The organism is Bradyrhizobium sp. CCGUVB14 (assembly GCF_024199935.1).
Lineage (GTDB): Bacteria > Pseudomonadota > Alphaproteobacteria > Rhizobiales > Xanthobacteraceae > Bradyrhizobium.
Map to the genome: position 1 here is coordinate 5,065,949 of NZ_JANADS010000001.1, position 20,959 is coordinate 5,086,907.

The following is a 20,959-nucleotide window of genomic DNA, read 5'->3' on the forward strand; positions in this document are numbered from 1 at the left end:
GGCACCACGACCAGTCTTCGCTAAACTCCTCCCTGTGGCTATGGCGACGAGCGCAAAGCGCTCGCGCTGGGGTCCTGGCTTTCGCCAGGACGATGCTGGGGAGAGAGTTGGGCCATGGACCGCGAATTCCTGATCGACCTGTTTTCCAGTTTCGGTCCCGTCACCGTGCGAAAGATGTTCTCCGGCCACGGCATTTCCGTCGACGGGGTCAACTTCGCGCTGTCCTTGCGCGCCGGCCTGTTCTTCCGGGCCGATGAGATCACGATCCCCGACTTCGAAGCCGAAGGCTCAAAACCGTTCCAGTATTCCACCCGTGCCAAGACGGTGCTGGTGAACTCCTACTGGGAGCTGCCGGCGCGCCTGTTCGATGATTCCGAGGATTTTGTGCAGTGGGCGAGGGCGGCGCTTGCCGCCGCCCAGCGTGCCAAGGTCAGGAAGCGGCCGAAGAAGGCGGCAGCGAAGAAGGTCGCGCCGAAGAAGGCTATTGCGAAGAAGAGGCCGGCCAAGAAGGCAGCCAAGAAGACGATCCGTAGGGTGGGCAAAGCGACTCGTCCGCCGTAGCTCGCAGAGCGAAGGCGGAAGCGTGCCCACGGTTCGAAATAGTCATGCCGAGTTCGTGGGCACGGCGCGGTGCGCCTTTGCCCACCCTACGGCACCTGAGGCTCAGTCCACGGCTTTCGTCAAACCAACCCTCATATCCTTCGCGGTGAAGACGCACGCGCCGTCCGCAACCACACGCCCGTCGGCAATCCCGAGCACCAGCTTGCCGCGGCGGACCATGCGCATGGCGACCTCGTAGCGGACGGATCGCGTCTGTGGCGTGATGGCGCCCGTGACCTCGACTTCGCCGACGCCGATGGCGCGGCCCTTGCCCGGTGAGCCCGACCAGCCGAGCCAGTAGCCGACCATCTGCCACATCGCATCCAGGCCCAGACTTCCCGGCATCATCGCGTCACCGCGATAGTGACAATCGAAGAACCAGTGCTCCGGCGCAATGTCGAGCTCGCCGACGATATGGCCCTTGCGGAATTCGCCGCCGTCCAGGCTGATCTCGGTAATGCGGTCCATCATCAGCATCGGCGGAGCCGGCAATTGCGCATTGCCCGGGCCGAAATAGCCGCCCTCGCTCGATCTCAGCAGCTCGTCCTTGGTGTAGGACGGTTGTGGCGTGTGAAAATCATGCGGGTTTGGCAAGGCGACAGAACCTCTATGGGGCACGGTCAGGTGCATGGGACCGGCGACACAGCCTCAGATGTCGTTCGTCCGGGAACAATGTCAAGCGCGCCATCGGACAGACCCTGCCGCGGCGATGTCAGGCTGCGGACGTGGTGAGGCCGACGCGCAGATCCCGCACGACATGGACGCAGGTTTCGTCGGCGAGCACGCGACCGTCAGCGACGGCTAGGCGGCTCAGGCCACCACCCGGTTGTGCGTCTCGACCGCGTATTCGGGATCGACTTCGCAGATCACGCGGTTGCGGCCGTTGCGCTTGGCCGCGTAGAGGCAGGCGTCGGCACGATCGATCAGCGTCTCGGTGTCGTCACCCTGCTTCAGCATGGAGACGCCGACGGAGATGGTGACGCGGCCGAGGATCTCGCCGGTCGACTTCTTCTTCAATTCCTTCGCCATCACGGCGCGGCGGATATGGTCGGCGACGGTGAGAGCCTGGCGCAGCGCGGTGTTGGGCAGCACGACTGCGAATTCCTCGCCGCCGTAGCGCGCGGTGATGTCCTGGCCCTTGATGGTCTGCTTCAGGGACAGGCCGACGAGCCGGAGCACCTGGTCGCCGGTGAGGTGGCCGTAGGAATCGTTGAACGATTTGAAATGGTCGATGTCGAACAGCAGCAGCGACAGCGGCTCGCCGCTCGCGAGCGCGCTCTGCACGGCCATGCCGATCATGCGGTCGAAATATTTGCGGTTGCCGAGACCCGTCAGCGGATCCGTCAGGCTCTCGGCGCGGATCGCTTCCAGGCTCTGCTGGAGATTGCTGATCTCGTTCTTTGCCAGGATGAGCCGATCTTCGAGCGTCTTGTTGCTCTCGCGCATGTCGCTTGTCGAACGGAGCAGGGATTCGATGATCGATTGGAGCTGGTCGGCCTTTTTGGCCAATGACAGATCCTTCGCCGCGCCCGACAGGCTCGCGTCGTAAGAGCTGGTCACTCCGAGTGCTTCGCTCAGCACCTCCACGACGTCGTCGATCTCGCCGATGACGCGCGCTCCGACCTTGTCGATGCGGTCGGTCGTTTTGATGTGGGAGAGATAGGTGTCGTAGATCTGCTCGAGATCGGCTTCGGTCAGCTTGCCGTTGCGCGCCAGCGTCTCGTTGATGATCTTGTTGAGCGGGGCATTGTAGCCGGTCGCGTAGACGTACCAGATCTCGTAATTGCGGGGGATTGCGGTCTGCTTCAGCGACCGGATCTGACCGAGCGCCACCTCGGCGAACGCCATCGTGCGTTCGTGTTCATCGAGAACCTTGACCACAGAACATACCCCACAGCGGTCGGTGCGCTAGCGACCGCAGCAATGCTTAAATTATGTTCGTAGGCTAACGGACGATCATGAACGGTCGGTAAACGGGCGACCGTTCAACTTACGCGTGTATCGCGGTGTCAGGCCCCGGCGGGGGAGCGGACCGGTCGGAGCAGGAAGGCCGGAAGATGCGAGTGATCGCCGGGCTCGGTATCGGCTTCGCGCTGGCGGCGCGGCTCGGGGCGGCCGATCGACGGCACATGCGAATTGTTGGCCTGCTGGCGCGCGCCATGACGCGGCTCAGAGGATTGCCTGGCTTCGCGCGGAGGCCTTGCCTCGCGAGCAGGCCGCGCTTCGCGCGCGGGCCGTGCTTCGGCAGCAGGTCTTGCATCCGACGAAGGCGTTGCTTCGGAGGCGTGTCGCGCCTCGCGCGGCTCGTGGCTGCGCTCACGGTCGCGACCGCGCTGCGGCTTGCCGCGTCCGCCGCGGGAACGTTCACGATCGCGGCCGCGCGATTCGCGCGGACGGTCGCTCTGCTCGCCCGACCCTGCATGCACCTCGTAATCGCCTTCGGCGCGGGGAATGCTCTGGCCGATCAGCTTTTCGATCGCCACCATCGACTTCTGGTCGAGCGGCGTCACGATCGAGATCGCGGTGCCGGTGCGACCGGCGCGGCCGGTGCGGCCGATGCGGTGAACGTAGTCATCGGCGTGGTGGGGAACGTCGAAATTGAAGACGTGGCTGACCTCGGGAATGTCGAGGCCGCGGGCGGCGACGTCGGAGGCGACCAGGAGCGGAAGCTCACCCTTGCGGAACTGGTCGAGCGCGGCCATGCGGGCCGGCTGGTCCATGTCGCCATGCAGCGCGCCGACGCTGAAACCGTGCTTCTGAAGCGACTTGTGAACGATCGCGACTTCGCGCTTGCGATTGCAGAAGATGATCGCGTTCTTGAGATCCTTGGCCTCGCGCAGCAGGCGGCGCAGCAGCTCGCGCTTCTCGTGCGCCTCGCGCCCGGCAGGTACTTGCGACTGCGTGACGGTGACGGCTGTGGTGGCGGGCTTGGAGACTTCCACCTTCTGCGGGTTGTGCAGGAAGGCTTCGGTGATCCGCCGGATTTCCGGCGGCATGGTCGCGGTGAAGAACAGGGTCTGCCGCGTGAACGGGACGAGCTTGCAGATGCGCTCGATGTCGGGGATGAAGCCCATGTCCAGCATGCGGTCGGCTTCGTCGATGACGAGCAGCTCGACGCCAGTGAGCAGCAGGCCGCCGCGCTCGGTATGGTCGAGCAGCCGGCCCGGGGTGGCGATCAGCACGTCGACGCCGCGCATCAGCTTGGCATCCTGGTCGCCGAAGGAGACGCCGCCGATCAGCAGGGCGACGTTGAGTTTCTGGCCGGCGCCGTAGCGGTCGAAGTTTTCCTTCACCTGGGCTGCGAGCTCGCGGGTCGGCTCCAGGATCAGCGTGCGCGGCATGCGTGCGCGGGCGCGACCCTTTTCGAGGATGGTGAGCATCGGCAGCACGAAGGCTGCGGTCTTGCCGGTGCCGGTCTGGGCGATGCCGAGCACGTCCTTGCGTGCGAGGACGTGGGGGATCGCCTGTTCCTGAATGGGGGTAGGGGTGGTGTAACCGGTGGCCGCCACTGCGGCGAGGACTTTTTCGGAGAGTCCGAGATTGGAAAAGGACATTGAGCCTCTGGTCGAAACCGCCGTTCGGAATCGAGGGTAAAAAGGCTGTCGCGTTCCACCCCGAAACGGCGCGCTCTCAAAGAAGCTGGGGGTGCTGACTCACGCGAACAAAGCGCCAAGCTCAGGAATCGCTCTTCGATACCGAGCCGCGTCGACCCGGAACATAGGGCGGAATCGGCCAAAGTCAATGGAGCAGGCGCGGGAAGGCCCTAAAAACCCTCATGTTTTTGCCCAAATACCGGGCGCGGCAGGGCTTTTCGATGCGGGTAGCCGGCCCGGTGGTTAACGCGCCCCTGCGGCCTGGGCCCGGAAATCGCCCGGCGCCATGCCATAGGCGGCGTTGAAGACCCGGTAATAGGTCGCCAGGCTCTCAAAACCGCAGGCGCTGGCGATGTCGGCGATCAGCCGCTCCGGCGCTTCGCGCATCAAGCGGCGGCTCTGTTTCAGGCGCTCTTCCGTCACCGTTTGGGAGAAGCTGCGATCGGCGACTTCGAACAGCATGTGCAGATGCCGCACGGAGACGCCGAGCAGGTCGGCCACCCGCGTCGGCGCCAGATCGGGGTCTTGCAGATGGCGTGCGATCAGGCGCCGCGCCAGCGAGAGGCGGGCGGTCCGGAGCGCGGCCTGTCCGCGCCGGCTGCCCGGTCTGACGATGCCGCGCTCGATCAGCGCCAGATGCCCCAAGGCCTGCACGAGCGGGACGGCGCTGGACGAACCATCGTTGGCGGCCGCCTCGCCGAGGTCGGCAAAGCAGGCATCGAGCAGAGCTGCGAGCGCGGGATCGTTGAAAACCTTGGGCGCAAGCTCGCGCGTGCGCTTGTCCTGTGTCGCAAGGCCGCTGACGGGGATTTTCAGGATCCGCAGGTGGAAACCGGAATCGCCCAGCGGCCTCGTGCGGTAGGGCAGGTCGGTATGGCTGGTGGCAAAGGCACCATTGGCGATCGCGAAATCGCTGGAGCGCATGCCGCCGAACCAACCGCCGCCACCGAGCTGCTGGTAGACGCAGATGCTGTCACCCGGCGCGTAGCCGATGTCGGCCTGGCTGCGCTCGACCGCGTAGGACGAGGCCTTCAGCTCCACAAGGGCGCCATTGCCGACCTGGCTCAGCGAGAACTCCCCGTAAAAGCCTGCGCGCTGTTCGCGCTCGAGCTCCGCCGTGACCCCGAATAGCCCCTTGGAGCGCACCTCGCGCCAAAAATCGAACCGGTCGTGAGGCTCGACCTCGTCAGTGCACCAGCGATACACGGCAGCCCCTCGTCTCAAACGGAATTCCGCCCAAGAAAGAGCAGATTCCGCGGGAATCTGCCATAGGCGAGATGATGGAACTGCAGGGACGAACGGGTTGAACCGCCGTTACGGCTGGGCCGACTATCACATCAACGGCGTAAGGCTCCGCATGGAGCCAACGGGGAGCCGTTCTGCAACGGGATTATCACGATGACGCGTCTGGTTTTCAGGATTTTGGCAGCGCTTGGCCTGGCCGCGAGCCTTGGCGGTTTCGCGAGTGCCGCGCACGCCGAAAAGCGTGTCGCGCTCGTCGTCGGCAACAACGACTACAAGAACGTTCCCAAACTCCTGAAGGCCGTCAACGATGCCCGCACCATGGGCGATACGCTGAAGCAGCTCGGCTTCCAGGTGATGGTTGCCGAAAACCAGAACCGCCAGCAATTCTCCGAGACGCTGCTTGCCTTCGACCGGGCGATCGAGCCCGGCGACACCGCGTTCTTCTTCTACGCCGGCCACGGTTTCGAGATCGCGGGCCAGAACTATCTGCTGCCGACCGATGTGCCGGCGGCGACTGAAGGCCAGGAAGAGCTGGTGCGCGATGCTTCCATTCTCGCCGATCGTGTCGTCGAGCGGCTCCAGAACAAGAAGGCGCGCACCTCGATCCTGGTGTTCGACGCCTGCCGCAACAATCCGTTCGAGCGTTCAGGCACGCGCGCAGTCGCCGGCGGTGGCGGGTTGGCGCCGATGGTGCAACTGCCCGAAGGTGTGTTCTCGGTGTTCTCGGCCGGTCCCCGCCAGACCGCGCTCGATCGTCTGTCCAATGACGACGCCAACCCCAATTCGGTGTTCACGCGCACCTTCGCCAAGGAGTTGCTCCAGCCCGGCGAGAACCTGGTGCAGGTGGCGCAGCGCACCCGCCGTCTCGTCAGCGAGATGGCCGATACCGTGAAGCACAGGCAGGTGCCGGTCTATTTCGATCAGATGGTCGATGACGTCTTCCTCAGCGGCACCGCGAAGGATGCTGCCGCCCGGCCGGCCGATCCACCGCCGCAGAAAGTCGCGGCGCTGCCGCCGGTCTCGGTGCCGCGCGTGCCGAAGGAGGAGACCACCAACGCGCCGATCGCAAGCTTCTCGCGGCACAATGGCGGCTGGAGCGTGACGTTCTCCTTCGCCGATCCCACCCTCGGCGTGTCCTGGCGCATGGCCGGCAACGGTGATTTCCGCGAGACCGGCTTCATGGACACGCTCGATCCGCGCACGCGCAAGCGGATGCCCAACCCATCGATCGAGCTGCCCCCGGACGCGCAGGCCGGCACCATCGAGGTCCGTTATGTCGATGCGTCCGGCGACATGCAGGGCCCGTTCCCGATCAAGTTCGATCCCGAAGCGGCGCTGGTCCGCGATCAGCGCAAGATCCTCGACATGACCGCGACGAGCTGGCTGTCGTTCCGCCAGTTCAACGGGTTGCTGGTCTATTACACGCATCTCGTCTCGTACCGCTGTGCGATCCGCGAAGTGCGGATCGGCATCGACACGGCGGTACCGGACAAGGTGCTGAAGATGCCGCCTTGCGATCTCAGAGACCCCTCCGCAATCACCGCCGGCATGCTGCTTTATGAAAAGCTGCCACCCGCGACGCAGTTCATGTCCGTCGAATTGACCTACCGCGACGGCAGCGTGTCCGAGGTCAAAAGCTTCCGCACGGCCAACCGCAGCAACAATTGAGCGGTTGCAGATTGAACATGCTCCCGACGCCCGCTGGCGCTACAATCGATTGAGCGATTGCAGCAGCGAGAGTCGGGTCATGGAAGCAGCCACACAGGATCAACCTGCGCGCGTTCGAAAAGTCCGCTGCTGCATCGTCGGCGGCGGACCGGCCGGCATGATGCTCGGCTATCTCCTCGGTCGTGCCGGCGTCGATGTCGTTGTGCTGGAGAAGCACGCGGATTTCTTCCGCGACTTTCGCGGCGACACCGTGCATCCCTCGACGCTTCAGGTGATGGACGAGCTCGGCCTGATCGACGGCTTCCTCAAGCTGCCGCATCAACGCCTGCAGACGATGGACGGCTTGTTCGGCGGCACCAAGGTGCGGATCGCCGATCTCCGCCGGCTGAATACGAAGTACCCGTTCATCGCCTTCATGCCGCAATGGGATTTTCTCAACTTCCTGCGCGAGGCGGGCAAGCGCTTCACCTCGCTCGAGGTGCTGATGAACACCGAGGCGGTCGACCTGATCCGCCACGGCGATGCCGTCGCCGGCGTACGCGCCAGGACGCCTGACGGCATCGTCGACATCGCGGCCGATCTCACCATCGCCTGCGACGGCCGGCATTCGACGGTGCGCGAGCGCGCGGGCCTCAGCGTCGAGGAGATCGGCGCGCCGATGGACGTGCTCTGGTTCCGCGCCAGCCGCAAGCCGGACGAGACCGAGAACCTCTTTGCGCGGATCGAGCCCGGCAAGATGATGGTCACGTTCGATCGCGGCGATTACTGGCAGTGCGCCTATGTCATCGCCAAGGGACAATACGATGCGGTGAAGGCGAGGGGATTGCAGGCGCTGCTCGACGACGTCGTTCGCATGGCACCGGTCCTCAGACAGGGCGTCGCCGACCTGAAGAGTTTTGACGACGTCAAGCTTCTCACCGTCGCGATCAATCGCTTGAGCCGCTGGACGCGGCCGGGCCTGCTTTGCATCGGCGACGCCGCGCATGCGATGTCACCGGTGGGCGGCGTCGGCGTCAATCTTGCCGTGCAGGATGCGGTCGCGACCGCCAATTTGCTCGCGGATGACCTGACGCGCGGCTGCCCATCGGAAGATGCGCTCGATGCCGTGCGGCGCCGCCGCGCGTTCCCTGTGAAGATGACGCAGGCGATGCAGGTGATCGTGCAGAACCACATCATCAGCGGCGCGCTTCAGGGCGGCGATCGTCCGCTCACGGTGCCGTTGCCGCTGCGTCTGATCTCCGCATGGCCATGGCTTCAGGGGATTCCGGCGCGCTTCCTTGCGATCGGCGTGCGGCCCGAGCATGTGCGGTCGAAGGCAGCGCCAGCGTCGTAGCGCAGGGATTTGGTAGGGATAACGCCGCGTTAAATCGCGCGCTTTGCGTTGCCTGCCTGCAACAGCGCATCCGGATTCAAAGAGGGCGAAGTGCCAATCCGGCGTCTTAACTTTCTTGATTCAAATTTGAGTAAGAACTGCGTGTGAGCGTGCATCCGTCAAAGGACACGGGATGTACCATGCGTAACAAATTGATTGCCGCCTTCGCCTGCACGACCGCTCTGGTTTCGACCGGCGCCGCTTCCGCCGCCGATCTCGCCGCGCGTCCTTACACCAAGGCGCCCGCCTATATCGAACCTCTGTTCAACTGGACCGGCTTCTATGTCGGCGGCCACATCGGTGGCGCCTGGACCAATGAGCAGTTCATCAACAATGGCGTCGGCGCGCCGTTCGGCGATCTGACGCCGGGCCAGGGCTATCGTCAGCGCGGTACCGGCATCATGGGCGGCGCCCAGATCGGCTACAACTGGCAGGCCAACAACTACGTGTTCGGTATGGAAGGCACGATCTCCGGCCTCGACAACAAGGGCACCGTCGTGAACACCGCGTTCGGCGCGGGCGACGACGTCTTCACCTGGCGTGCGAACGTGCTTGCGACCGTCGTCGGTCGCGCCGGCTTCGCGGTTCAGAACAACCTGTTCTACATCAAGGGCGGCTATGCCGGCGTCAACAACCGCCTGTCGGTGAGCGACACGGTCGGCCCGGCGACGGGTTCGGGCGGTCAGACTCACTGGGCCAACGGCTGGACCGTGGGCGCCGGCTGGGAATACGGCATCACCCGCAACTGGATCGTCGGCCTCGAGTACAACTACGCGGCCTTCGGCAGCCAGACCTATCAGCTCGGCGGCACCTCGGGGAACTACACCTTCGATGCCAAGCCGCGTGACATCCAGTGGGCCGTCGTCCGCGCCAGCTACAAGTTCGACGCCCCCGTCATCGCCCGCTACTGAGCAACGAAGTTCGACGCAACGAACGATTAGGAAGACAAGAAACGATCACTGCCAAAAAATTCAAAGCCCCGGCTTCGGGCGGGGCTTTTTTTGCGCGAGTCGCACCCAACGGGAGTGCGGGCAGGCGACGCCGCTGCCTGCGGAATATGGCCGTTTGGCTGTGCACAAACCCGCAGTAGGGAAGGATCGCTTCCATATTTATGTAGCAGGAGGGCAACGCCCCGAAGCGAAATGGTCGAGAAACCAGGCGGGTACGACATTTGGGCTGGGTTTGAGTGAACAGCTGTCCATAAATGTTGATCTGATTATTTTTGCGCATTGGGGATTTGGTTATGAAGAGATATTTCGGATGGGCGTTCGCCACTGCTTCGCTGCTCTCAATTGCCACCATGGGCGCTGCTTCCGCAGCCGATATGGCCGTGAAGGCTCTGCCACCGCCTGCACCGATCTACAGCTGGACCGGCTGGTATGCCGGCGTAAACGGTGGCTGGGCATTTGACACCACGTCCACAGGAAGCTTGGTCGCGTTCACGCCGCCCTTTACGGGAGCGGTGACTGCGGGGGGCACCCCGAGCTTCCTCGGTGCCAAGCACGAAGGTGGTTTTGGTGGCGGGCAGGTCGGCTACAACTGGCAGATGGCCAACTGGCTGGTTGGCGTGGAAACCGACATCCAAGGCGCGGATATCGGTCGCACCTCGACGGTGATTTTCCCGGGGGGCGGAGGCATCGTTCCGAGCGTTTCAACCGGCCGCGACCATATCGATTGGTTCGGAACTCTCCGTGGTCGCGTTGGTGTCACGACTGGTCCGGTTCTCTTCTACGCAACGGGTGGCCTTGCCTACGGTGGGGTCAGGACCAGTGTCACCAATGTCTTCACGCCTGCCACTTCCGGCAATTTCGCAGGCAGCGACAGCAGCACCCGGGTCGGGTGGGCTGCTGGCGCCGGTGTAGAGTGGGGCTTCGCGCCCAATTGGACGGTAAGGGGAGAATATCTGCACGTGGATCTTGGCCGATCGAACGTGACGATGTTCGATCCGGTCAACTTCCCCACCGACTCGGCGACCTATCGTTTCAATCATGTGGTTGATGCGGTGCGCGTCGGCGTGAACTACCGCTTCGGTTCCACGGCTGTCGTCGCGAAATACTGAGTTTCTCCCGCGTATGACTTGATGCAAAGCCCCGGCGCGAGCCGGGGCTTTTTTCATGATCCGTTAGTTGCCTTACGCCATCACCGAGAACCCGCCGTCAACGGGGATCGCGGTGCCCGTGACGAAGTTCGAGGCTGATGAGGCGAGGAACACCGCGATGCCGGCGAAGTCGTCGATATCGCCCCAGCGCCCCGCAGGCGTACGCGCCAGCACGCGCTCGTGCAGGCCCGACACCTGCTTCCGCGCGCCGCGGGTGAGATCGGTGTCGATCCAGCCCGGCAGGATGGCATTGACCTGAATGTTGTCCGGCGCCCAGGCATTGGCGCAGGCGCGCGTGTATTGCACGATGCCGCCCTTGCTCGCCGCATAGGCGGTCGCGAAGCTCGCACCGAAGATCGACATCATCGAGCCGATGTTGATCACCTTGCCGTTGCCTGACGCCTTCAGCGCCGGATAGGCCAGCTTCGAGCAGACGAAGGCGCTGGTGAGGTTGGTGTCGATCACCTTGTTCCACTCGTCGAGCTCGAGCTCATGCGGCGGCTTGCGGATGCTCATGCCGGCGTTGTTGATCAGGATGTCGATGCGGCCGAGATCCTTGACGACGCGGTCGATCATCGCGGCGACCGCGGCTTTGTCGGTCACGTCGGTGGTGACGGAAATCGCCTTGACGCCGCGCGCCTTGAGATCGGCAACGGCCGCAGCCGACTTGGTTTCGTTGCGTCCGACCACGGCAATATCGGCGCCGGCGTCCGCAAGCCCGTGCGCGAGGCCGAGCCCGATGCCGCCATTGCCCCCTGTGACGATCGCGACCTTGCCGCGGAGATCGAACCGGTTGGATGTCATGCTTTCACTTCCTGGTTTCTTCTATTGGTTGCTTTGCCAGATCAGCACCAGCCCGAAGCCTGCCATGGCGGCGCCATAGCCGGCCCATTGCAGCTGGTTGACCATGAAGCTCGATCGGGGCCAGGCGACCGTGCCGGTGCCTTGTCCGATCCAGAGCAGCCCGACGGCGAGGGCAAACAGGCCTGCGATCAGCAGAAATCTGCGCATGCATTCCTCCCCATTCGACTGCTTCTGCCGCGACCCACGGCAAAACGATCGCCGGAGGTCGCGAAAACTTCCCGCAAGACTAGCCGTAGCTTCGGTTGGGATACAATGGCCGCGGACGCAGGGCCGCGGGAAGGATGCATGTCCGTGCGCAAGACCATTCTGGGTGTCGCTGCTGCAGCCGTCCTTGTCGCGGCCTATGCCGCCATTCCGCGGCACGCGGATCTGCGGGCGTTCGATCCGGCCGAAATGGCGCGACTCGAGACGGCGATGTGGCGCGACTATTACGACAAGCGCTATGCCGCGCTGTCCTACCATCTCTATGAGTCCACGCGGACGCAGTTCGGCTTCTCGCCGTTCAAGAGCCTGCATGTCGCGCTGAGCGCTGCCGAGGCGGCCCGGGCATTCCAGCCGACCCGGTCACGCCGGGAGGCCGATGCGGCCCTGCCGGCGCTCGTGGCGTACTACCGCGATGTCGCAACGGCCGCGCCCGTGACGTTCGAGGTGGAGGCGGCCGCGCGCCTTGAGCTCGACTGGTGGCAGGCGCGCCGCGAGGCGGTCGGTCCGCAGGACTATGGCCTGACCATCGCGCGCGTGACGGCGCTGACGTACGGCGGCAGCGCGGAGGATGCCGGGATCAGGCGGTTCGGCGTCGCGCGGGCCGAAGCGATGGCTTACCGCGATGCGCGCGGTGAGGGGATTACCGACACCGACTGGGCCGCCATCGAAGCCCGGCTGGTCGACGCTTACCGGTCGCTGAAGGCGAGCGTCGCGCGCTAGGGCCTCAAAACGAAAAAGCCCCGGCGATGCCGGGGCTTTGACGTCTGAAGTGAAGTTCAGCTCACTACTTTTCGGCTCAGTACTTGGCGACGACCGGGCCGGTCCAGTTGAAGCGGTAGACCAGCGAGGTCGAGATCGTCTGGTTCCAGCTGTTGGCGCGGATGCTGTTGACGCCGGTCGGCAGGTTGGTGACGTTCGAGATCTCGTCCTGGGTCTTGGCGTTGTAGAAGGCCGAACGGTACTCGGTCTTCATGAACCAGCCGGGGGAGGAGATGCCGAAGATGTTCAGGCTGTTCTCGACGCCGCCGCCGACGAAGAAGCCGTTACGGTTGTAGCCGTTCAGGTGGACAGCGGTCGGGCCGCCAGCCAGGGTCGTGAAGTTGGTGCTGCCGAAGTGAGCGCCGGAGTAACCGCCGTTGACGTAGGAGAGAACGTTCGGAGCGACCAGCCAGCCGAGGCGCACACCAGCGGCCCAGGAGTCTTCCAGCTTCTGGCTGCCAGTGAGGCCGAGGAGCGGATCCTGCACGGTGGAGCGGATGCTGCCGAACTGACCGTCAGCGAACACGCCGGCGACCCAGGTGCCGCTGAACTGCCAGTCGTAGCCGGCGCCGACGGTGCCGAACCAACCCGAACCGCCCTGACGCTGGGTGATGGTCAGCGGAACAGCGCCGACGGTCGACTGGACGGACTGGTCGGAGTTCGAGAGACCGCCGCCGCCACCGCCGAACACGTAGAAGCCGGTCCAGCTGGCAACCGGGGCAACCACCGGAGCCTTGACGTAGGGACGGGCAGCAAGGTCGGCCGCCGAGGCCGAACCGGTCATCGCCGCGACCGCGGTCAGTGCGAGTGCAATCTTCTTCATGATAAAATCCCCAACCTTGGTCCGTAGCAGGCGCGAGCGCTCTGAAGTCCGTGTGATCTGATGCCCGGACTATAGACGGTTCTCTCCGAAATGCTGTTGCAGGGCAGGCACAGTTGCCGGAAAACGCCCGCCAGCCGGGTTTAGGGGCGGTCCTGCTCGGTTTCAGAAAAACCATGTAATTTCAATTCATTACGCGAATTCCGGCGTCTCCCGTTTCGGTAGGTTTTCGTTAGGAATTCGCCTTTGTCCGAAACGGAGGCAATCCTGCCTCAGCCCTTGGCTTGCCGCCTGGCCATTGTGAGTCGCTGGCCGAGTCGCGCATTCGGGGATGCGAATCTCGCGGATCGATCGTCGGCAAGGGGCCGCACCGTCTCCGCAAATGAAAAAGCCCCGGCCTCGGGCCGGGGCTTTTCAGCGGGAACCGCCGTCTCAGACGTCGAGCAGCTCGTCGCTGGCGAACTCGGCCTTGTCGGAGATGAAGGCGAAGCGCGCCTCGGCCTTGGTGCCCATCAGGCGCTCGACCGAGTCGGCCGTGGTGTCGCGATCGTCGGGCAGCAGCACCACCTTGAGCAGCGTCCGCTTGACCGGATCCATGGTGGTTTCCTTGAGCTGCGCCGGCATCATCTCGCCGAGGCCTTTGAAGCGATTCACCTCGACCTTGGCGTTGGCGTTGAACGCGCTCTTGATCAGCTCTTCCTTGTGCTTGTCGTCGCGCGCGTAGACCGACTTCTGGCCGTGCGTCAGCTTGTAGAGCGGCGGCACGGCGAGGAAGAGATGTCCTTCGTCGATCAGTTTCGGCATCTGCCGGTAGAAGAAGGTGATCAGCAGCGAAGCGATGTGCGCGCCGTCGACGTCGGCGTCGGTCATGATGATGATGCGCTGATAGCGCAGATCCTCTTCGCGATACTGCAGGAGCTGGCCGCAGCCGATCGCCTGCACGAGGTCGGAGAGCTGGGCGTTCGCCGTCAGCTTGTCCTTGCCTGCGGAGGCGACGTTGAGGATTTTTCCGCGCAACGGCAGCACGGCTTGCGTCTTGCGATCGCGCGCCTGCTTGGCGCTGCCGCCTGCCGAGTCACCCTCGACGATGAAAAGCTCTGAGCCTTCGGTGCCGGCGTCGGTGCAGTCGGCGAGCTTGCCGGGTAGGCGCAGCTTCTTGCCGGCGGTCTTGCGCGCCGTCTCCTTTTCCTGACGACGGCGCAGCCGCTCTTCAGCGCGGTCGATCACGAAGTCGAGCAGCCGGTTGGCCATGTTCGGATTGCCCGACAGCCAATGGTCGAACGGATCCTTCATCGCCTGTTCGACGATCCGCTGCGCTTCCGCAGTAGCCAGACGATCCTTGGTTTGGCCCTGGAATTCAGGCTCGCGCACGAACACCGACAGCATCACGGCGGCGCCAACCATCACGTCTTCCGAGGTGATGGACGAGGCACGCTTGCCCTGGCCGACGCGCTCGGCGTGATCCTTCAGGCCGCGCAGCAGCGCGCTGCGCAGGCCGGATTCGTGCGTGCCGCCATCGGGCGTCGGCACGGTGTTGGTGTAGGAGGAGAGGAAGCCGTCCGCATCCGCAGTCCACGCAACGGCCCATTCGCAGGCGCCATGTGCGCCGTTGCGGCCCGACTTGCCGGAGAAGATGTCGGGATGCACCAGCGTGTCGGCGTGGATCGCCGCGGCCAGATAATCCTTGAGGCCGCCGGGGAAGTGGAAGGTCGCTTCCGCCGGCACGTCCTCGACGCCCTTGAGCAGCTCGGGCGCGCAGTTCCAGCGGATTTCGACGCCGCCGAACAGATACGCCTTCGAGCGCGTCATCTTGAACAGGCGCTGCGGCTTGAACGCGGCCTTGGCGCCGAAGATGTCGGTGTCGGGCTTGAACCGCACGCGCGTGCCGCGGCGGTTGTTGACCTTGCCGAGATCCTCGAGCTTGCCCTTGGGGTGGCCGCGCTCGAAATTCATGCGGTAGAGCTTCTGGCTGCGCGCGACTTCGACCTCGAGCCGCGAGGAGAGGGCGTTCACGACGGAGATGCCGACGCCGTGCAGACCGCCCGAGGTCTCGTAGACCTTGCTGTCGAACTTGCCGCCCGAATGCAGCGTGCACATGATGACTTCAAGCGCCGACTTCTTGGGGAACTTCGGATGCGGATCGATCGGGATGCCGCGACCATTGTCGGTGACGGTGAGGAAGCCGTCTGCCGAAAGCTCGACGCCGATGAAGGTCGCGTGCCCGGCCAGTGCTTCGTCCATCGAGTTGTCGATGACTTCGGCGAACAGGTGATGCAGCGCCTTCTCGTCGGTGCCGCCGATATACATGCCGGGCCGGCGCCGGACCGGTTCCAGGCCTTCGAGCACCTCGATGTCGGCGGCCGTGTAATCGGCCTCGCCACCGCTCGCGCGTGGCGCTGCCTTCGCGGCAGTCGCGCGTCCCTTCGGCTCATTGCCGTCGAACAAATCGTCTTTGCTTTTTGTTTTCAACTGCTTGGACATATATCTTGATGCGTTTTGAGGGTCGCGCAAGCGGCGAATCGGTTAGGCCGACTATGCCACTTCTGGCCCCGAAAGGTTACCGCAGCGCCGGCCGGACGCTGTGGGTGGGAGCTAATGCCGGCGATTTTACGCCGCAAGCCAACCAAGTCCCGGCAATTTGACGCTGCCGTCCGGCCATAGCCGGTTTTTGTGACTTGATGTCACACAACCCCTTGGCTTACCAGTCTTTTCCATCTGACAGGACCTCGAGGCGGGGCGGGAAGGCTATTCTGGAATGGAGCAGTACGCGCACGCACTGGCCGATTTCGTGCGCCATCACCAGGCCTGGGCTGCTCCGATCGTGTTCCTGCTGGCGTTCGGGGAATCGCTGGCCTTCATCTCGCTGCTGATCCCGGCCTGGGGCGCGCTGGTCGCCATCGGCGCCCTGATCGGGGTGAGCGGCATCAGCTTTTATCCGATCTGGATCGCCGGCGGCATTGGTGCCGCGCTGGGCGACTGGGTCTCCTACTGGTTCGGTTTTCGTTACAAGGAGCGGGTCGCGCAGATGTGGCCGCTCTCGCGCTATCCGGAACTTCTGCCCAAGGGCGAGGCCTTCGTGCGCACCTGGGGCGTGCCCAGCATCTTCATCGGCCGCTTCTTCGGCCCTTTGCGCGCCTCCGTACCGCTTGCCGCCGGCATTTTCGAAATGCCGTATTGGAGCTTCCAGGCCGCCAATTTCGTCTCGGCGCTGGTCTGGTCGGCGGCACTCCTGCTGTTCGGCGACGTGATCGCGAAGATCATGGAATGGCTCTGGCGGGTGATCTGACGCCGCGAACCTTGACGGAAACCGCATCTCGCCCTATAGCCGCGCGCCATGATCAACGCCGCGACCATCTTGTTCGCCCGTCGCCGCCGCCGCTCTTTAGCGGTTCGGGCGGTCGATCGCGTTTGAGATCATCGTCTTTGCCGCTGGATCCGATCCGCGGCATTCTCTCTCCTGTCAGCGCGATCTGATCCGGCGGCCCCCAAGAAGGCCCAGCAGGAGACCACGATGTACACGCCACCCTTTTTCAAGCCGGACCGCGCCGCGAGCCTGAAATTCGCAGGCGAGCGCGGTTTCGGCACCATCTGCGCCTTCGATGGCCATAAGCCGATCGCGTCGCCGCTGCCGTTCTATCTGACCTATTCCGCCGACGGCACGCCGCAGGCCGCCTTTCATGTCGCCCGTCACAATCCGCTGGTAAAGCTTGCGGACGGCGCGACGTCCTGGCTGCTCGCGGTCAACGGCCCCGATGCCTATGTATCGCCCGACTGGTACGTCTCGCCGGATCAGGTGCCGACTTGGCTCTACCAGTCGGTGCATTTGAGCGGAGCTGTCAGGCTGTTGTCGGACGATGAGTTGGCGCTGCAGATCGACACGCTCAGCGACATCTTCGAGAACTGGCTGCTGCCGAAGAAGCCGTGGACGTCGGCCAAGATGACGGCGGGCCGGCTCGAGGCGATGAAGAAGGGGATTGTTGGTCTGGTCATGACGGTTGAAGAGGTCGAAGGCAGCTTCAAGCTCAACCAGCACAAGTCCGATGCCGACTATATGGCGATCGCCGATGCGCTGGGCTCGCAGGCGAATGCGGACTCGCGCGCGATCGCAGGCCTGATGCGCGAAGCCAGACCGTTGGCCTTCGCAACAGATGCGATACAAGCACAACAAGCGCTTGCGCCTGAAGGGGGCGTGTGATGAGCACGAAGAAGACGATCGGCATTCTCGGCGCGTCCGGCTACACCGGAGCCGACGCGGTGCGCCTGCTGGCGCGGCACCCGAATGCCGAGATCACCGCGCTCACCGCCAACACCCATGCCGGCAAGGCCATGAGTGAAGTGTTTCCGCACTTCTTCATGCTCGACCTGCCAAGGCTCGTGGAGTGGGAGAAGGTCGACTGGACCAAGCTCGACGCAGTGCTCTGCGGGCTGCCGCACGGCACCACGCAAGAGATCATCGCGGCCGTGCTCAAGGCCAATCCGAAGATCAAGATCCTCGATATGTCCGCGGATTTTCGGCTGCGCAACAAGGACACCTACGCGCAGTGGTACGGCCATGAGCACCGCGCGCTCGAACTGCAAGGTGAAGCGGTCTATGGGTTGACCGAATTCTACCGGGAGAAGATCGCTTCGGCACGGCTGGTCGCCTGTCCCGGCTGTTATCCGACCGCGGCGTTGCTGGCGTTGGTTCCGCTGGCGAAGGCCAGGCTGATCGACGTTGATGACATCATCATCGACGCGAAATCGGGCCTCACCGGAGCCGGTCGCGGGCTGAAGCAGAACACGCTGTTCAGCGAAGCGGGCGAGGGGCTGTCGCCCTATTCGGTCGGCACGCACCGGCACGCGCCTGAAATCGAGCAGGAGATCAGCCTCGCTGCGGGCTCTGCGGTGACGGTGAATTTCACGCCGCATCTGATTCCGATGGCGCGGGGCGAATTCTGTACCTCCTACGTCAAGCTCAACGGTGCAACGCCCGACGATTTGCGGGCGGCACTGCAGAATGCGTACGCGAACGAGCCGTTCGTGCATGTCGCCCCAAAGGGCGTGCTGCCACAGACGCAGAACGTGCGCGGCTCCAACTATGTCCAGATCGGCGTCGTTGCCGACCGCATCAAGGATCGGGCGATCGTGCTTTCGACGCTCGACAATCTGGTGAAGGGCTCGGCCGGTCAGGCGATCCAGAACATGAACCTGATGTTCGGATTTCCTGAGACCGCGGGGCTTGAGCAGATCGCGCTGTTTCCATAAGGCGAGGCGCCGACGGTGATACGAACAAGCTCGAAAGGAGCGTGCCATGAGTCTTTCTGAAGTCGACGCCAAACAGGCCTCGAGCAGCGCCGCAACGACAAAGCCCGCCACCGTCTTCGTCGACGGAGGCTCCGGCACGACCGGGCTCGGCATCAATGAGCGGCTCAAGCTGCAGAACGACGTCGTGGTGAAGACCATCGCCGACGACAAGCGCAAGGATCCCGCGGCCAAGAAGGCGCTGATGGAGGAGGTGGATCTCGTCATCCTCTGCCTGCCCGATGATGCCGCCAGGGAAACGGTCGCGCTGATCGACAGCATGGGCGCCTCGGGCCCGAAGGTGCTCGACGCCTCGACCGCCTACCGGGTTGCGCCGGACTGGGCCTACGGCTTTCCGGAGCTCGCCCCGGACCAAGCCAGCAGGATCAAGGCCGCGAAGAAGGTCTCCAATCCCGGCTGCTATCCGACCGGCGGCATCGCGCTGCTGCGGCCGATCGTGGATGCCGGCCTGTTGCCGCCTGACTATCCCATCAGCGTCAATGCGGTGAGCGGCTATTCCGGCGGCGGCAAGTCGATGATCGCGAGCTTTGAAGACGGCAGCGCGCCGTCCTTCGAGCTCTATGGCCTCGGCTTCGAGCACAAGCATCTGCCGGAGCTGCAGCTCTATTCGAACCTGACGCGGCGGCCGATCTTCATTCCCTCGGTCGGCAATTACCGGCAGGGCATGCTGGTCTCGGTCCCGCTCCAGCTCGACACGCTGCCGGGCAAGCCCAGCGGCGCCGACCTGCAGGCCGTACTCGCCAAGCGCTACGCGGGTTCGAAATACGTCTCGGCGATGCCGCTTCAGAACGAAGCGACCAAGGGCGGCCGGCTCGAACCGGAAGCGCTCAACGAGACCAACATGCTCGAGCTCTACGTCTTCGCCAGCGACAAGTATCACCAGGCGGTGCTGGTCGCGCGGCTGGACAATCTCGGCAAGGGCGCCTCGGGCGCAGCCGTGCAGAACATGCGGCTGATGCTGGGGCTGCCGGAGGAGTAGGGCGTTGTTCGCCGCACGCAGAGCAGGACTTCTTGAGTGATGCGCTGCGTGCGGGACTCCAGACCTCAGTACTTGGCGATGACCGGGCCGCCGAACTTGTAGTTGATGCGGGCCGTGATCAGGTCGACATCCTGACGAATGCTATCGGTGCGCGAGAACGTGCCGACCGGCGCGAGCGCGCCGTTGGCCGTGAGCGTGACGTCGTGGCGGCCCATGAACAGGTGATCGTATTCGAGGCCGACCGACCAGTTCGGGGCAAAACCGTACTCGAAGCCGACGCCGACCGTGCCGCCCCAGCGGGTCTCGTTGGCACCATCGAACTCGGCCCCGGCAAGACCGCCTGTGCCGATGCCGCGGTACTGATTGCTGGTGACCGCGGCGCCGCCCTTCACATAGAGCAGCGCATTGTTCCAGGCGTAGCCGACCTGGCCGGTGAACAGCCCGAAGGCGTCGATATGGGTGCGGTTCGCGACGCCGAGCACGGCGCTGGTATTCCGGCCCGAGAGATCGGCCCAGTCACCCTGCGCTTCGAGGCCAAACACGAAGGCGCTGCTCTGCCAGCGATAGCCGATCTGGCCGCCGGCGACGGCGCCCGTCGCATCATGGCAACCTTCGGCGATGCCGACCGGGAAGCCGGCGGTTCCGTTCCAGCAATTGTGCGAGGAGCCATAGCCGCCGTTGGCGCCGATGTAGAAGCCGCTCCAGTCATAGACGGTGGCGATCATCGGCGGCGCCTTGGTGTAGGGGCGGGCAGCGAGGTCGGCAGCGTTGGCTTGCGTCGCGATGGCGGCGAGCGAAACCGCACCGAGTGCGAAAATCATCTTCCGGTTCATGTCTGTTCCGAATCAATCAATTGCGATGCGTGAATTTTGCTGTGGATGGGTGACAACCTGTACGGGCAATCTGTCGCGCCAGTCCGTTTTTGCCGCACTGTCATCCTTCGGCAACAGCTGCGGTTGATGGCGGACAGCCGTCAGGGTGCGCAGGCCTGAAGCCTTCGCCAGGCATCGCCCCGCATGCGGGGTGCGCAGTCAGAAGATCTTGAAGATCGCCAGCGCCAGCACGGCCTGCGCGAGGAAGCCGACGGTGAAGGCCAGCGTTCGGAACACGGGGACGCCGAGGGCATAGACGATCAGATGCGCGACGCGCGACCAGAAATAGACCACGCAGGCGAGCACCGTCCATTTCGAGGAATAGTCGATCGCGTTCAGGATCAGCACCAGCGGGGCGAACAGCACGAGGTTCTCGACGGCATTGTCATGCGCGAACATCAGGCGGTTCGCCCACTCCGACTGCGGCTTGTCGCCGCGCGACGGATTGGCCATCGCGCCGCCGAGGCCCCGAATCTGGCAGCGGTTGATGGTGTAGGGAATCCAGAGGATCCCGGTCAGGATCACTGTGCACGTCAGCCAGAACAATTCGCGCGTCATAACCCGGTCCCCTCCAAATCGATGTC

The 20,959-nt window shown here is 64.1% G+C and carries 20 protein-coding genes; 10 read left to right on the plus strand and 10 right to left on the minus strand.

Annotated features, from left to right (window positions below; genetic code table 11):
• Window positions 1–114 precede the first annotated feature (114 nt).
• A complete protein-coding gene (locus NLM32_RS23425) occupies window positions 115–561 on the plus strand; it encodes a TfoX/Sxy family protein (RefSeq protein ID WP_254131232.1) in 447 nt (148 codons plus the stop codon).
• A 102-nt stretch (window positions 562–663) separates the two neighbouring features.
• On the opposite strand, the gene fabA is transcribed toward NLM32_RS23425, so the two are convergent.
• From fabA to NLM32_RS23445, 4 genes are all read right to left on the minus strand, one after another.
• Window positions 664–1,194 (minus strand): bifunctional 3-hydroxydecanoyl-ACP dehydratase/trans-2-decenoyl-ACP isomerase, encoded by a 531-nt coding sequence (fabA, locus tag NLM32_RS23430; protein WP_254131233.1) that lies wholly within the window; start codon window positions 1,192–1,194, stop codon window positions 664–666.
• 216 nt (window positions 1,195–1,410) lie between these two features.
• Entirely contained in the window at window positions 1,411–2,481 is a 1,071-nt protein-coding gene (locus tag NLM32_RS23435; protein ID WP_254131234.1) for a GGDEF domain-containing protein, read from the minus strand.
• Window positions 2,482–2,609: 128 nt separating this feature from the next.
• The gene (locus NLM32_RS23440) at window positions 2,610–4,154 is read right to left on the minus strand and encodes a DEAD/DEAH box helicase (RefSeq protein WP_254131235.1); all 1,545 of its coding nucleotides are present in this window, start codon (window positions 4,152–4,154) and stop codon (window positions 2,610–2,612) included.
• A 282-nt stretch (window positions 4,155–4,436) separates the two neighbouring features.
• Window positions 4,437–5,399 carry a helix-turn-helix transcriptional regulator gene (locus NLM32_RS23445; protein ID WP_254131236.1) on the minus strand — a complete coding sequence of 321 codons (963 nt, stop codon included), beginning with the start codon at window positions 5,397–5,399 and terminating at the stop codon, window positions 4,437–4,439.
• 192 nt (window positions 5,400–5,591) lie between these two features.
• On the opposite strand from NLM32_RS23445, the gene NLM32_RS23450 reads away from it, so the two are divergent.
• From NLM32_RS23450 to NLM32_RS23465, 4 genes are all read left to right on the plus strand, one after another.
• A complete protein-coding gene (locus NLM32_RS23450) occupies window positions 5,592–7,106 on the plus strand; it encodes a caspase family protein (protein WP_254131237.1) in 1,515 nt (504 codons plus the stop codon).
• 79 nt (window positions 7,107–7,185) lie between these two features.
• Window positions 7,186–8,439 (plus strand): FAD-dependent oxidoreductase, encoded by a 1,254-nt coding sequence (locus NLM32_RS23455; RefSeq protein ID WP_254131238.1) that lies wholly within the window; start codon window positions 7,186–7,188, stop codon window positions 8,437–8,439.
• A 179-nt stretch (window positions 8,440–8,618) separates the two neighbouring features.
• Complete coding sequence (locus NLM32_RS23460) at window positions 8,619–9,389, plus strand: outer membrane protein (protein WP_254131239.1); 771 nt, start codon at window positions 8,619–8,621, stop codon at window positions 9,387–9,389.
• A gap of 332 nt (window positions 9,390–9,721) precedes the next feature.
• Window positions 9,722–10,537: an outer membrane protein gene (locus NLM32_RS23465; protein ID WP_254131240.1), complete on the plus strand. Its 816-nt coding sequence runs from the start codon at window positions 9,722–9,724 to the stop codon at window positions 10,535–10,537.
• Window positions 10,538–10,609: 72 nt separating this feature from the next.
• On the opposite strand, the gene NLM32_RS23470 is transcribed toward NLM32_RS23465, so the two are convergent.
• Both NLM32_RS23470 and NLM32_RS23475 read right to left on the minus strand, forming a co-directional pair.
• Window positions 10,610–11,380 (minus strand): SDR family NAD(P)-dependent oxidoreductase, encoded by a 771-nt coding sequence (locus NLM32_RS23470; protein ID WP_254131241.1) that lies wholly within the window; start codon window positions 11,378–11,380, stop codon window positions 10,610–10,612.
• A gap of 21 nt (window positions 11,381–11,401) precedes the next feature.
• Window positions 11,402–11,587 (minus strand): hypothetical protein, encoded by a 186-nt coding sequence (locus tag NLM32_RS23475; protein ID WP_007609848.1) that lies wholly within the window; start codon window positions 11,585–11,587, stop codon window positions 11,402–11,404.
• A gap of 138 nt (window positions 11,588–11,725) precedes the next feature.
• On the opposite strand from NLM32_RS23475, the gene NLM32_RS23480 reads away from it, so the two are divergent.
• On the plus strand, window positions 11,726–12,364 hold the full coding sequence (locus tag NLM32_RS23480; RefSeq protein ID WP_254131242.1) for a hypothetical protein: 639 nt from the start codon (window positions 11,726–11,728) through the stop codon (window positions 12,362–12,364).
• Window positions 12,365–12,440: 76 nt separating this feature from the next.
• Here the strand turns inward: NLM32_RS23480 and NLM32_RS23485 are convergent, their stop codons facing one another.
• Together NLM32_RS23485 and parE are read right to left on the minus strand one after the other, a co-directional pair.
• A complete protein-coding gene (locus NLM32_RS23485; RefSeq protein WP_254131243.1) occupies window positions 12,441–13,226 on the minus strand; it encodes an outer membrane protein in 786 nt (261 codons plus the stop codon).
• A 429-nt stretch (window positions 13,227–13,655) separates the two neighbouring features.
• Window positions 13,656–15,704, minus strand: a complete 2,049-nt coding sequence (gene parE, locus NLM32_RS23490) for a DNA topoisomerase IV subunit B (RefSeq protein ID WP_254131244.1) — start codon at window positions 15,702–15,704, stop codon at window positions 13,656–13,658.
• Window positions 15,705–15,978: 274 nt separating this feature from the next.
• Here parE and NLM32_RS23495 point away from each other — a divergent pair, with 274 nt between their 5' ends.
• From NLM32_RS23495 to argC (NLM32_RS23510), 4 genes are all read left to right on the plus strand, one after another.
• Window positions 15,979–16,509, plus strand: a complete 531-nt coding sequence (locus tag NLM32_RS23495; RefSeq protein ID WP_254131245.1) for a DedA family protein — start codon at window positions 15,979–15,981, stop codon at window positions 16,507–16,509.
• A 225-nt stretch (window positions 16,510–16,734) separates the two neighbouring features.
• Entirely contained in the window at window positions 16,735–17,418 is a 684-nt protein-coding gene (locus NLM32_RS23500) for an FMN-binding negative transcriptional regulator (protein ID WP_254131246.1), read from the plus strand.
• Window positions 17,418–18,467 carry an N-acetyl-gamma-glutamyl-phosphate reductase gene (argC, locus tag NLM32_RS23505; RefSeq protein ID WP_254131247.1) on the plus strand — a complete coding sequence of 350 codons (1,050 nt, stop codon included), beginning with the start codon at window positions 17,418–17,420 and terminating at the stop codon, window positions 18,465–18,467. The genes NLM32_RS23500 and argC (NLM32_RS23505) overlap by 1 nt, the downstream gene beginning before the upstream one ends.
• Before the next feature lie 46 nt (window positions 18,468–18,513).
• Complete coding sequence (gene argC / locus NLM32_RS23510; protein ID WP_254131248.1) at window positions 18,514–19,503, plus strand: N-acetyl-gamma-glutamyl-phosphate reductase; 990 nt, start codon at window positions 18,514–18,516, stop codon at window positions 19,501–19,503.
• Window positions 19,504–19,568: 65 nt separating this feature from the next.
• On the opposite strand, the gene NLM32_RS23515 is transcribed toward argC (NLM32_RS23510), so the two are convergent.
• Together NLM32_RS23515 and NLM32_RS23520 are read right to left on the minus strand one after the other, a co-directional pair.
• Window positions 19,569–20,336 carry an outer membrane protein gene (locus tag NLM32_RS23515; protein ID WP_254131249.1) on the minus strand — a complete coding sequence of 256 codons (768 nt, stop codon included), beginning with the start codon at window positions 20,334–20,336 and terminating at the stop codon, window positions 19,569–19,571.
• A gap of 198 nt (window positions 20,337–20,534) precedes the next feature.
• Window positions 20,535–20,933, minus strand: a complete 399-nt coding sequence (locus NLM32_RS23520; protein ID WP_254131250.1) for an MAPEG family protein — start codon at window positions 20,931–20,933, stop codon at window positions 20,535–20,537.
• Window positions 20,934–20,959 lie beyond the last annotated feature (26 nt).

Bases quoted from the DNA above. Each gene is read 5' to 3' on its own strand.
- NLM32_RS23425 (WP_254131232.1), top strand. From the start codon at position 115: ATGGACCGCGAATTCCTGATCGACCTGTTTTCCAGTTTCGGTCCCGTC.
- NLM32_RS23440 (WP_254131235.1), bottom strand. From the start codon at position 4,154: ATGTCCTTTTCCAATCTCGGACTCTCCGAAAAAGTCCTCGCCGCAGTG.
- NLM32_RS23450 (WP_254131237.1), top strand. From the start codon at position 5,592: ATGACGCGTCTGGTTTTCAGGATTTTGGCAGCGCTTGGCCTGGCCGCG.
- NLM32_RS23455 (WP_254131238.1), top strand. From the start codon at position 7,186: ATGGAAGCAGCCACACAGGATCAACCTGCGCGCGTTCGAAAAGTCCGC.
- NLM32_RS23460 (WP_254131239.1), top strand. From the start codon at position 8,619: ATGCGTAACAAATTGATTGCCGCCTTCGCCTGCACGACCGCTCTGGTT.
- NLM32_RS23465 (WP_254131240.1), top strand. From the start codon at position 9,722: ATGAAGAGATATTTCGGATGGGCGTTCGCCACTGCTTCGCTGCTCTCA.
- NLM32_RS23470 (WP_254131241.1), bottom strand. From the start codon at position 11,380: ATGACATCCAACCGGTTCGATCTCCGCGGCAAGGTCGCGATCGTCACA.
- NLM32_RS23475 (WP_007609848.1), bottom strand. From the start codon at position 11,587: ATGCGCAGATTTCTGCTGATCGCAGGCCTGTTTGCCCTCGCCGTCGGG.
- NLM32_RS23480 (WP_254131242.1), top strand. From the start codon at position 11,726: ATGTCCGTGCGCAAGACCATTCTGGGTGTCGCTGCTGCAGCCGTCCTT.
- NLM32_RS23485 (WP_254131243.1), bottom strand. From the start codon at position 13,226: ATGAAGAAGATTGCACTCGCACTGACCGCGGTCGCGGCGATGACCGGT.
- parE (WP_254131244.1), bottom strand. From the start codon at position 15,704: ATGTCCAAGCAGTTGAAAACAAAAAGCAAAGACGATTTGTTCGACGGC.
- NLM32_RS23495 (WP_254131245.1), top strand. From the start codon at position 15,979: ATGGAGCAGTACGCGCACGCACTGGCCGATTTCGTGCGCCATCACCAG.
- NLM32_RS23500 (WP_254131246.1), top strand. From the start codon at position 16,735: ATGTACACGCCACCCTTTTTCAAGCCGGACCGCGCCGCGAGCCTGAAA.
- argC (WP_254131247.1), top strand. From the start codon at position 17,418: ATGAGCACGAAGAAGACGATCGGCATTCTCGGCGCGTCCGGCTACACC.
- argC (WP_254131248.1), top strand. From the start codon at position 18,514: ATGAGTCTTTCTGAAGTCGACGCCAAACAGGCCTCGAGCAGCGCCGCA.
- NLM32_RS23515 (WP_254131249.1), bottom strand. From the start codon at position 20,336: ATGAACCGGAAGATGATTTTCGCACTCGGTGCGGTTTCGCTCGCCGCC.
- NLM32_RS23520 (WP_254131250.1), bottom strand. From the start codon at position 20,933: ATGACGCGCGAATTGTTCTGGCTGACGTGCACAGTGATCCTGACCGGG.